Origin of the sequence: Pseudomonas sp. GV085 (genome assembly GCF_003050925.1) — a bacterium.
In the GTDB taxonomy this organism is placed as follows: Bacteria; Pseudomonadota; Gammaproteobacteria; order Pseudomonadales; family Pseudomonadaceae; genus Aquipseudomonas.
Genome location: NZ_QAOV01000002.1, coordinates 70,022 through 81,317 on the forward strand (window position 1 = coordinate 70,022; position 11,296 = coordinate 81,317).

Consider the following 11,296-nt stretch of genomic DNA (forward strand, 5'->3'; position numbering starts at 1 on the left):
AATGCGTCCTGACTTGTCAGCGGTCACCTGATGCAGGTGAGTTGCTGAAAAGATAGCTCATGTTTGCCGCAGCAATACCTGTAGGAGCCGGCTTGCCGGCGATGGACTCAAGTGCACCGCGTTTATCCGGTTCACACGCGTTATCGTTTACGACCATCGCCAGCAAGCTGGCTCCTGCAAGGGATCGTGCCCACGAAGGTGGTTATTCGGCAACAGCAGGCGAATGCCGGATCCGCCCTTAAAGATGATCCGCATCGATCACCGCCTTGGCGAACGCCTGCGGATCTTCCTGCGGCAGGTTGTGGCCGATGCCGCCACTGATCAGCCGGAATTGGTACTTGCCGGTGAAACGCTTGGCATAATCCGCGGGGGCAGGGTGGGGCGCGCCGTTGGCATCGCCTTCCAGGGTAATGGTCGGCACGCTGATGGACGGCGCCGTGGCCAGTTTCTGCTCCAGCGCTTCGTACCGGCTTTCGCCCTGGACCAGGCCCAGGCGCCAGCGGTAGTTGAACACGGTGATGTCGACATGGTCCGGGTTGTCCAGCGCCTTGGCACTGCGGTCGAAGGTGGCGTCATCGAACGCCCATTTCGGCGAAGCCGATTGCCAGATCAACCTGGCGAAGTCGTGGGTGTTCTTTTCATAACCGGCGCGACCACGGTCAGTGGCGAAGTAGAACTGATACCACCACTGCAATTCCGCCTTGGGTGGCAACGGGTTCTTGCCGGCCGCCTGGTTGCCGATCAGATAACCGCTGACCGAGACCAGCGCCTTGACCCGCTCAGGCCACAACGCCGAGACAATGTCGGCCGAACGCGCACCCCAGTCATAACCACCGAGCACCGCTTGCTTGATCTTCAGGGCATCCATGAAGTCGATGACATCACTGGCCAGCGCAGCCGGTTGGCCATTGCGCAGGGTTTTGTCGGAGAGAAAATGTGTATCGCCATAGCCGCGGGCATAGGGCATCAGCACCCGGTAACCCTTGGCTGCCAGCAAGGGCGCGACCTCATCATAGCTATGAATGTCGTATGGCCAGCCGTGCAGCAGGATCACCACCGGCCCGTTGGCCGGGCCTGTTTCGGCATACGCCACGTCCAGCAGCCCGGCGTTGACATGCTTGAGCGGGCCGAACGGCGAGGGCGCCGCCTGAGTGGTGCCAGCCGCGGTTGCCGCTGGCTGCGCAGCGGTGGCCGTTTGCCCGTGGGCTGCGCCGAAAACGCCGAACAGGGTCAGCGCAAGGATCGAAGGGCCGACCAAGTGGCGGCGAGCGTTGCCGGTGTTGCTGTTGCTGTTGCTGTTGCTGTTGCGCAGTGCCATCTTCATGGGGTTTCTCCATTGCTAGTCATGGGTCAGGGGGCCGGTCCGAGCCCCTTTAAAGCTGGCTTGCATTGAAACGCGGCAACGTATCCGGCCTGTGTCGAATCGCCGGGCGGGTGAAAGTCTGTGTATCGGGCGTTGGCGTTGACACACTGTGATACACAGGGACTTGGCCTGAGCCTCTTGGATACGCAGCGAAACTTGGTTGAGACTGAGGAGCGGGGAAGTCGACCGGTTTTCTGGTACGGCTTCGAGCCAGAGTAAAAGCCAACTCGACTAAAGCACTATTTAGTCGAGTTATGTCGGCAAATGCTGCGAATGCGGCACTAAGATCGCGAATAATGGGGTATACGACAAATGACTCAAAGCACCCTGAAAATTGGAGAAATGATCAAAGCCCTGGGTCTTGAGCCCCATATCGAAGGTGGATTCTTCCGCAGAACCTACCAATCGGCCGACGAGAACACGGTTGTGATTGCGGGTGGCCTACGGCATTGCATGACGTCGATTTTCTATCTGTTGACCCAGGATTCTCCGATAGGTCATTTCCATCTCAACCAGTCAGACATCGTTCATTACTATCATCTGGGCGATCCGATTCAGTACACGTTGATTTTTCCGGATGGCACGTTGAAAACCATCGTGATGGGTCACGACGTTCTCGCCGGACAATGCTTGCAACTGCACGTGCCCGGTGGCATCTGGAAAGCTTCGCAGGTGATGCAAGGCGCTGCAGGATTCGGCTTGATCAGTGAAGCGGTTACGCCAGGATTTGATTTCGCCGATATGGAAATGGGCGACCGGCAAAAGCTCGGTCAGCAGTTTCCTGAACATTGGGCGCTGATCGAAAAGCTGACGCGGGGCTGAGGTGGTTGCGTGTTTCAAGATCTGTTGTCAGCATTCACTAATAAACGGAATTTATAACTAGTTGATTTGCATGTATTTCCACGTATTAGTCACTAATAGACGGAAAAATAGCCAATGATTAACAGTTTTTCCGCCGATTGATGAACTTTTTTCGAGCAGGACGTGGGGGCGCTGATTTCTCATCACCAGGATGGGGAAAATAACCGATTGTGGTAATAGATGAGACATTGATTGGGGGGGTAAAGGTGAGGATGACGCAACTATGTAGTGATCGATTTAGAAGCCCGTTGAGTTGTATTCGCTAACTTTCTCACTGACATAGCGTTCCACAGCGTAAGTCGGGAGATATCGTCTGTGTATGAGCACTCTCATGTAGTTCAGTGGGATGTCCATCAAGAAATTTAGTAACGTATGGTCGCCTTCCCGTATTTCTCTCCATAAGCGCAGCTGAATAGAACACTGCGTCTCACTGAAAATTCTCGTGGAATTCGGAAACCAAGGAACCCCACCGTTGGGCGAAATATTCCACGCCTTAATGTCGTTTGAGTTTGAGTGAATCTTACAAAGTAGGATGAATCGGTCCATTAGAGTGGGGTGGCTATTTGTAAAAATGTAGCCTATTATTTTATTTGTTTCATTGTTCATGGAACAGATAACATGAAGCGGCCCTAGTTGAGTCCCTTTTGAAGGTGTTACGGGAATTCCAAGATTAAAGTAGCAATGGTGTATTTTTGATAGGTTGACGTATTTTTTCATATTCCGAGCCCTTTTTTGAATAAGGCGATATGGCGGTTGTTTAAGATTTCGAGCGCGGGTCCTATTTGAGTCATGTTGCTAAATATGTGATGATCGTAAATTTGACGACAAGAGCGACCAATATCTATAGGCCTCCAGCCCCACGTGATACGTTCTGAGCGTACCTCTTCATTAAGTATTTTAATTTGTTTTGCCGTGACCCAGCCCGTGACAACTCCCATCAACACGAGTGCGCATGCACGTTCCGCACAATTGCTTTGCAGTGCGCCGATTTTCATCAATAACTTAAGCCCGTGGACCCTCAATGAGGGTTCCTTTGGACGTGGCGTAGTGATGAATTGAGTTGCCAGGCCAGCACCTGCAGGAGCAGCTTGCAAAAAGAACTCTATCAAAAGCTTCCGTGCATTGTAGGTTTTCACGAGCGGACTGATGAACGATGAAGACCCTGCGCTCAATTGCTTTTCCATTCGGAGCATCTGGATCTGTAACTTGAGTGCGATTTTGACGACTTCAGCAGCTGCGTGTCGTGGCAAATTCATACGCAAAGGAGTTGTAGGCGGAAACAGATATTGCAGGTACCCACTCTGACGATCTCTAAAGCCAGTCAAGATCTCGCAATGAACGGGGCATATAGGTGCTACGACATATCTCCAGTTCTTCTGAAATACAATTCTTTCATGTTTTCTGAGTGAGTCGGCAATACACGACAGGCAAGCGTAGTCTACATAGCTGTGAGGCAATATCCATGAAGCCTGGGCACGAAATTGTTCAAAGCTAAATCTCTTCAAATGAAATGATTCACGCATTTTTGATTCAAAGTTGTATGGCAGGTCGAAGTCGGGATCGACCGTATCTAGACCATCGAGACCCGCCAATTGGCGTTCGGAAACGGTTTGCAGGATGTCTGCCTGCGAGAGCGTTGCTGCAGGTAGTCGTTGAAGCCAAGAGGAGAACGACTCGTCACACGCTGGTAAGCTGGCTGTATAGTCGGGCATTCGATTCAGTCAACTCCTTAAGCGACAATCGGAAGAGTTCAGATGGGATATGGCTTACATTGGAAAGTATGCTGTGAATGGCACACTGCCGAATGTGTATTAGCATGTGGGCTGTGTTGCCTTTGCTGAGTTTATAAATTTCTTTCATGTGGTTTGATAAGTGAGCATCTAACCTTAACGTCTTTCGGCACAGGCTTGACAAATCGTCTAGATAACTTGATAAAAGGTTGCCGCGTTCCCATTCATTTATGTGAAGGTGCTCCAGCGTACTTTCCTGGTTATCCCAAGAGTGCTTGACCTGGTCTAACGGTGCGGCTAACACCAATTTTAAGGTTAACGGAAAGGCCGTTAATTTTTTCCATTGTTCTATATGCCTTCGCTTCTGCTCAGGACTCGCAACGCCCGTCAGATAATCTTCGACTATCACGACAGAAAAGCCCAACATCTGCGCAAGATTCATGACGGGCGCGGGCAGTTGATTCATCGCAGATACTTCGAGTACCTCATAAGTACATTCGAATCCAAAGTGACGTAATAGCCTTGCTATTGGTGGTAATCCAGGGTCAACCCCTGTTTGTGGCATGATGAATACACCACCGTCATCCGTTCGTAGTGATAGGTAGATGCCTTGCGCTACTGTCGATACCCCTGAGCCTGAACGGCCAGTGATATACAATATGGGTGGTGGAGGTTCCTGGTTTTGCAGGAGGTACGCTGCCTTCTTAATTGTGTCTGTCGCTTGAGGTGTGCTCAGGGTTAAAAGCTCGTGCACTTCAGCGACCCGTCGGATCAGGGCGTCTTGTCGTTTCATGTCAATGCGAAGGCGACTTGATCAAAATAGACACGCCAAATTTGAGGGCGAGCAATGGCGCGCGATCAACGAGTTCCGGGGTGATTTTTTCGGTACCTGAGATGATGGCTTCGGCAGCACACACTTGAATGATTTTTGCCACGTTATCCATAATGCCTGCCGAGAGAGCATACAAGCGGGTTGCGAGGTCTTCGGACCACAGCATTGATTCCAGCTTCAACGGCAAAACGCGCTCATAACCTGCCAGAAACGCTCTGAAATTCTCGTCCAAAGACCAAGTCGGAAGGGGCAGTTGCATGTATCGCCGTTCCAGTTGTGGATCTAGACGAAGCGCTTCACTTGCTTTGTCGATTCCAAATGCAAATACGCTGAGATTGTAAGGGTCACCCGAAAGGTTTTTGAGCAATGATAAGTTTATTTTTTGCTGAAACGGGGTGAGTGTCAGTGCGTCGTGGATTTCGTCGATGACGATGCCTCTTATGTTTAGCCTTTGTACAGTGAGTGCGAATTCTTTCGAAGCATCATACCCGCTGAATTTGCGTGTAATTGGCATGCCGAATGACTCAAACAGCAATTCCCGGAAGTTATAGTTATTAGGGTTTTGACGGAAACTCATGAATATCAGTTTCTCTTTTTTCTCTGCGTTAATGGCTTTTATACGTTTGATGATGCTTGTTTTGCCATATCCGCCACTGCCCCAAACCAACATGCACGGTGCTTGGACCTTGTTCTCAACCTTGAGCATGTAGCCAATCGTTTCGATAATTGATTGGGACGTTGGATAGTCAATGAACACGTCTTGCAGGCAGATCATGACCCGTTGTTCGTCTGGAAGCAGGGTGAGATGCTGTAAAGATTTACGTAGGTGGGCGTACGGTTTGATTTGATCGCTCATGCTAATCCTTATCGTCGAACAAAGCGGGTGGTTTGGAAAAATTTACCGCGTCATTTGGCTGACAAGCCAGGACCTGATGGTATTCGTCATTGATCGGTATTTGCTTAGGTACACCACTAGAAAAACGATCCTTGTGCTGACGTTGAGCCTCGGTCTGAGTCGTCTCGCGTTTTTTTTGTTGGGTTTTTTTCTTCGATTTTTTTACCAATTCGTTGTTTTTTATCAGTTGCTGAAGCGCTTCGGGATCTGTGATGGTTCCAGCAGGTCGCCCTTGGTTGAATGCGCGATCTACCCGGTAGTACTCATAGTTAATGAAGTTGTGTGTGGATCGAATAAGGGGCACACGAATATAGTCATCATGTATTTTTGCCCAGATGTGCGTCATGTCATTGGGGTCATACTTTACAGTTGTTTTGCCTTTGCCCTGCTTGATCGCCAATTCTGGGGCATAATAAACCCCTGCATTAATCGTGATTCCGCTGTTCCGTACGGGCTTGTGCCGTTCGGGCAGGAAATCAATGTATAGGTTTCTTTTATTGATAATCATCGGAGGGAGCGCCATTGTTTTGTGGGAGTAGAACTCCTCCCAAGCATCTTTAGGCGACTTCCTGAGTTCGGAGTGAACCGTTCCGTGGTAGATCAGAACTTGCCCGGCAAACCAGGCGCAAAATTCCTTGAACGTCAGGACCGAGTGTTTTTCGCTGTCATATTCTCCACGCTGTTTAACATTGGAATAGGTAGTGCCAGGCAGGAAATGAACGGAAGTGGTCATCAGCGTGCCAATAAGGCTCTCAATGGTCCCTCCCATGTGTTTCTTGCCGATTTTGCGCCAATGTGGGTCGCAGCCGTGTTTTCTTAATCCTGCCTCCAAAACCGGAGAATGAAATTCTGCGGCATTGTCCATGCCCAGTTTTTCAGGCATCCCGTAATAGGGATAGCTAATCCCATGGGTGGGAGAGTTGGGGGACTCTTTTTTTTTGGCAGTGCCGCCATGCAGACAGTCTGTTGCACTGAAACCAGCGAGGGAGGGAACATGCTCAAGTAGAAACCGAGAATGATTCGTGTATGGACATCGATGAGCAACGTTACCCATGGCCTGCCGATGGTGAGACTGCGGTCATGCTCGGCACGAAGAATGAGATCAACTCGGGTATGGTCCATTTGCGCGTGCTGGAGCGGGTAGTCCGTGTGGACGTACCCTGGTCTGGTTTGAAATCGCTGGTTTGTCGCGTCCAGACCGTGCTTTTGCCTGAACACAATTTTGGGATCCATCTTTTTAATCAATCGCTGTACAGTTGAGAGACCTGGAGGCGGGAGCCCCTTTTCTGCACATGCGGCTTGAGTCTGTTTCCAAACATGGGAATAGGAGGCTGCCGCTCCTTGGTAATGGCGGTCAAAACACTCTTCAACAACAGCAACCACTGCCTCGGGAATTCGGTGGCTTCCTGTTTTGGCGCCAGGGGAGTTTTTTATGATGCTCAGTGCGCCCAAGGCGTGATTGAAGCGTGATGCCAGTTTGTAAAAGGCGGATTTCTTCAGCGAGAGTTTTTGAGCCGCCTCGTTTTGCGTCATGTCCCCGTTGAAATATTCTTTGAGAATCACTGCCTGCTCCGCGGCTGCGATCAGCTTCATGGCTTCCTTGGGGTCTGCGGGATCGTAGGTTGTGAGCTGAGTGATGGTTTCCTGCTCTTCAGGAATGATCTCCACATCTGCGACCGCCACAATTTTCGTTTCACCTGTGTCGTTAATTCTGACGCTGACCTGCTCAGTATTTTTTACTTCCGTGATAACCGCCAGCTTACCCAGCGCGATCACAACTGTTCCTGCCGCTATGGATTGTTTCACTACTAAGTCCCTTCCATTCGAAACGCAAGAGTACAAACGGACCGCATTTAGTACGGTACGTTTCCTTACTAATTCCAGCTTAGCGTCCATTTGGCGGGCATAAAACGGGCATAAAAAAATTTAGCTCATAAAAATAAAGCTATATTTATCAACGTGATGAATGATTTTCATAGGGCTGAAAACATTCCGCATTGTAAAAATTAAGGAAATTTTGATTAGAATCGTACTAAACACTTAAGAGTGAGAATGGATGGGGCGACATGCAAAACCACTGACGGAATACTTTCGCTCAATGGTTACAGCGGCACATCTGGCCGACTGTTTGGGGGTCGCTCGAGCAGGGTTTGCCTTAGCTAGATGGTTCGAGAAAGATCAGCACTTGCCGAAGGGATCGGCTGACGAAAAGGCATGGCGTCGTTTCCTAAACGGGCATCAGCCCCATCAATCGCGCCTCGACAAAATCTTTCATGCGGTACCTTCCGTACGGGCTTTTTACGAACACCCTGTTTGGCAGGCGGCGGGGTTGTCTTGTACCGACAGCCAAAGCCTCTGTATCCTCAAATCCTTCGGGTGGGACGGGACGCGGTACGGTGGGAAATGGTTCAAAGGCATCTATAGTTTATCAGCACTCGACCAACTGGCCTGTCTCTTAGCGATGCTAGGTTGTAGCAGTCGACCCACTTACTGCGCGGAGATTGCGCGCCGGTTGTGTGTTGCGTACATCGAAATCAGCACCGAGGAGCCTTGGCGATCATTTGCCAATGATCTATGGCTCATCATCAACGTTAAGCTGGCCCATAGCAGTGAGGTTACAAGGCGGCTGACGGAGCCGGAGGTTACGTATGAAAGAAAATTTTGGACCTTAGTGAAAAACGATTTTTTTGCTCATGAAGCCTCTGCAAGCTTCGAAGGGTGGTGTGCCTGGCGAGAGGCAGTCTTGGCTTTGGGCTGGCTAGATCGGGAGCGACTGGTTACTTACATTGATGGACGGAAAGATGCAGCACCTTCAGCCTGCAATGTTTTAGCGCTCCGTGTGTACAAAAAGGTTAGGGCCAAAATGTATCGAGCACTCAATTAACACCAACGTCAACGGGACGTCATTCTTTAATCGCGGACTGCATGGCATTCAGCATGCTTTTGTGCAGGTTCCGAATGTGGACAACTTCGGATTGACACTGCGTTACTTCAAGTCGCAAGCGTTGAATGACCACGCACAAGTCACTCATGATGCCGGTAGGGTCACTTTTTTCAGTGATGAGGTAGTTGATTGCACCCTCCATGTTTTCGGCACCGTCGACCTTTTCATAAAAGTCGGTCCGCGACAGGTAGGAGGGCATAGGCATGATGCTTTTCTCAAGAGCGGGAGTCGTGTTTGGCGTTTCTCTGATGTTTTTTAACAGCTTGACAATGGTAGACCTTGACCCTTGATTTCCCAAAGCGGTACGCACGGCGTCAAGCGTCGGCGGTGTGGCCATTGACTCCAATCGTGCCAGCGCGTTTTCAACGTCCGCTTGAGATATTTTTCTTCTCATAACTGTAAACCCTGAAGGGGTGGTAGTTAGTTCACATCTTAACATGAAGGTGCAGGTGGCGTCTTCAATACGATGAGATCATCTAAAGCTAAAGTTTTACTATCGTGTGTGTAGGTGGTAATGCGGTTTAAAAGTCTCAGCCTTTTACACGACTGACAGTGGTAGCTCGGTCGTAATATTATAATTTCTTGGTTTTCTGTGCCTTGCTTTGTTGTGCTCTGTTTCAATTTTAAGCCTGCTGAGTCGAATTGCGTGATTCCAATTGCGAAGTTTTCATAATCCCAGCATCTAGTTTGGGGTAGTGGATGGATACAATATTGAACTAATGGATAAATTCTGCTTGGGGTAACGGGGTAGCGTGACGTTCAAGTTAATTCAGTATTGGCTGTTTTCTTATGCGTGCGGGTCGAGCGATTCAAGGAAGTAAGTAAACGGCTGAGTCAGATTTAGCGAGTCCTGCAGTTCTCAACCAATAGAGGCTATGGCGTCGTCATTTTTACGGGCTGGTTGCCTCGCTGCTCAATGTTGAGCTTACGCAGTGTCACTTTAAGATGTGGAGCCGGTCTGCTCGGCGTGCCATGTGGGCGCGGGCACTTTTGAAGGTCAGTCATCTGCGCTAGAAGGCATCCACTACACTGCGATGAGCTTGAGGGGCGGTTCGTTACTCTCGTTCAGCGGCGATGTATAGCGTGCGAGACTTAGTCCGCTGGCTATCGTTAAACAATGATTGCGTCGGTTTGTAGAGAAATACTCTGTTTCCTTAGGAAAGCTTTGCGTCATTTCCAGATAATTTCTCAATGTTTTCATTCGTAACCCTCAAATATATCCAGGCCGCAGCGTCGGTTCGGGAGTCAAGGGCTTATGTCGCCAATGGAAAATTGCTGTTTTGGTATTGCCTCTCTGATTGCATTGAGATGCTTCTGGCTCGGCGATGTCAGACCTTTAGAGCTGATCAACCCGCGGTTGGTATATAAAAATATGCCTCGGCGGCTGGGAGGAGGGCATCTGTACCGGCTCTGTCAATTTCATCTCGTTCAACGCTTCAATAAGTCCGGATAACATTCCATTATCAGACCTAATATAGCTGGATCTGGGATTGCTGGAGCGGAACTGTGCGATTTTCAAGATATCGTAAGCGTAGGCGTTTTTACACACTCTGGGCCGATAGCAGCCTGTGGCACCAGAGATGTAAGGACTTCTTTTGATGGACGGTGAGTCTGGCAAACAGCAGTGATTAGCAAAGCTCGATCTGACAGGCACGACTGGAGGTCCGCTAACTGTCAGATCAAGTCTGAGCGCTCCGCACTATCAGTAGCGAGCCGCAGCATTGCTTTCAATCGCCTCTGCCGCTGCCAGCGTATTTCTCATCAAGCATGCTACGGTCATTGGACCAACGCCTCCTGGAACAGGAGTCATGGCCGCGGCGATTTCCTTGGCAGAGTTGAAATCGACGTCACCAACCAGTACCGAAACACCATTCTTTTCGACTCTGTTGATGCCAACGTCAATGACCACAGCACCGGGCTTGATCGACTTTGCATCAATAAATTCCGCCCGTCCAATCGCTACCACCAGGATGTCGGCCTGACGACATTCAGCGATGAGATCTTGCGTTCGGGAATGCACAATCGTGACCGTGCAGTTTTCCTGCAAGAGCAAATTCGCCATTGGCTTTCCAACGATGTTGGACCTGCCCACAATTACCGCTTTTTTGCCACTGAGGTCACCGATCTGATCCTTCAACATCATCAGGCATCCGAGAGGCGTACAGGGGATTAGTTTGGCTTTACCCTGACCCAGCAGACCCACGTTGATCGGATGGAAACCGTCGACATCTTTGGCCGGATTTATGGCCGCAATAACCTTCGATTCATCGATATGGGCGGGCAGCGGAAGCTGCACCAAAATCCCGTGCACATAGCGGTCATTGTTCAGCTTATCGATCAGGTTCAGCAGGTCCGCTTCGGACGTGTCGCTTTCGAGTAGGTGAGGGAAGGAGTCAATCCCGGACTCAAGCGCCTTTTTCATTTTGGTTTTCACGTAAACCTGGCTGGCAGGATCGCTCCCGACTAGTACGACAGCCAGCCCTGGTGCTCTGCCGCGTTTCTCCCTGAAGGCCCTCGCACCGACGGCAACATTCTTGCGCAAGATTTCGGCAAACGCCTTCCCATCGATTATGGAGGCCTCTGCATTGGGCGCGTTATCCAAAGGTTGTGTAGTGGTCATTTCGTCCTACCCATTAGCGGTCAGAAAGCTGCCTCCACGTTCTTGAAGGCA

General features: G+C 50.1%; 11 protein-coding genes. 2 read left to right on the forward strand and 9 right to left on the reverse strand.

What is annotated here, in order from left to right:
* Window positions 1-16 precede the first annotated feature (16 nt).
* Window positions 17-166 (reverse strand): hypothetical protein, encoded by a 150-nt coding sequence (locus C8K63_RS30295; RefSeq protein WP_158273923.1) that lies wholly within the window; start codon window positions 164-166, stop codon window positions 17-19.
* A 72-nt stretch (window positions 167-238) separates the two neighbouring features.
* Window positions 239-1,324, reverse strand: coding sequence for an alpha/beta fold hydrolase (locus C8K63_RS04200; protein WP_108215538.1), 1,086 nt, complete (start codon window positions 1,322-1,324; stop codon window positions 239-241).
* A 351-nt stretch (window positions 1,325-1,675) separates the two neighbouring features.
* Here C8K63_RS04200 and C8K63_RS04205 point away from each other — a divergent pair, with 351 nt between their 5' ends.
* Entirely contained in the window at window positions 1,676-2,185 is a 510-nt protein-coding gene (locus tag C8K63_RS04205) for a cupin domain-containing protein (RefSeq protein ID WP_108215539.1), read from the forward strand.
* A gap of 752 nt (window positions 2,186-2,937) precedes the next feature.
* Here the strand turns inward: C8K63_RS04205 and C8K63_RS04210 are convergent.
* From C8K63_RS04210 to C8K63_RS30300, 5 genes are read right to left on the reverse strand one after another with little or no spacing between them, the layout of a single operon-like run.
* Window positions 2,938-3,936 (reverse strand): hypothetical protein, encoded by a 999-nt coding sequence (locus C8K63_RS04210; protein WP_108215540.1) that lies wholly within the window; start codon window positions 3,934-3,936, stop codon window positions 2,938-2,940.
* Window positions 3,902-4,747 carry a hypothetical protein gene (locus C8K63_RS30040; protein ID WP_146176371.1) on the reverse strand — a complete coding sequence of 282 codons (846 nt, stop codon included), beginning with the start codon at window positions 4,745-4,747 and terminating at the stop codon, window positions 3,902-3,904. Before C8K63_RS30040 ends, C8K63_RS04210 begins: the two co-directional genes overlap by 35 nt.
* A 1-nt stretch (window position 4,748) precedes the next feature.
* Entirely contained in the window at window positions 4,749-5,642 is an 894-nt protein-coding gene (locus C8K63_RS04220) for a TniB family NTP-binding protein (protein WP_090321838.1), read from the reverse strand.
* A 1-nt stretch (window position 5,643) separates the two neighbouring features.
* Complete coding sequence (locus C8K63_RS04225) at window positions 5,644-6,546, reverse strand: Mu transposase C-terminal domain-containing protein (protein WP_158273924.1); 903 nt, start codon at window positions 6,544-6,546, stop codon at window positions 5,644-5,646.
* A complete protein-coding gene (locus tag C8K63_RS30300; RefSeq protein ID WP_158273925.1) occupies window positions 6,498-7,487 on the reverse strand; it encodes a hypothetical protein in 990 nt (329 codons plus the stop codon). The genes C8K63_RS04225 and C8K63_RS30300 overlap by 49 nt, the downstream gene beginning before the upstream one ends.
* Before the next feature lie 250 nt (window positions 7,488-7,737).
* Between C8K63_RS30300 and C8K63_RS04230 the strand changes: the two genes are divergently transcribed.
* The gene (locus tag C8K63_RS04230; RefSeq protein ID WP_146176373.1) at window positions 7,738-8,565 is read left to right on the forward strand and encodes a hypothetical protein; all 828 of its coding nucleotides are present in this window, start codon (window positions 7,738-7,740) and stop codon (window positions 8,563-8,565) included.
* Between the two features lie 19 nt (window positions 8,566-8,584).
* Here C8K63_RS04230 and C8K63_RS04235 read toward each other — a convergent pair whose 3' ends face one another.
* Both C8K63_RS04235 and folD read right to left on the reverse strand, forming a co-directional pair.
* The gene (locus C8K63_RS04235) at window positions 8,585-9,019 is read right to left on the reverse strand and encodes a DNA-binding protein (protein ID WP_090321830.1); all 435 of its coding nucleotides are present in this window, start codon (window positions 9,017-9,019) and stop codon (window positions 8,585-8,587) included.
* 1,308 nt (window positions 9,020-10,327) lie between these two features.
* Window positions 10,328-11,245 carry a bifunctional methylenetetrahydrofolate dehydrogenase/methenyltetrahydrofolate cyclohydrolase FolD gene (gene folD, locus C8K63_RS04240; RefSeq protein WP_108215545.1) on the reverse strand — a complete coding sequence of 306 codons (918 nt, stop codon included), beginning with the start codon at window positions 11,243-11,245 and terminating at the stop codon, window positions 10,328-10,330.
* Window positions 11,246-11,296 lie beyond the last annotated feature (51 nt).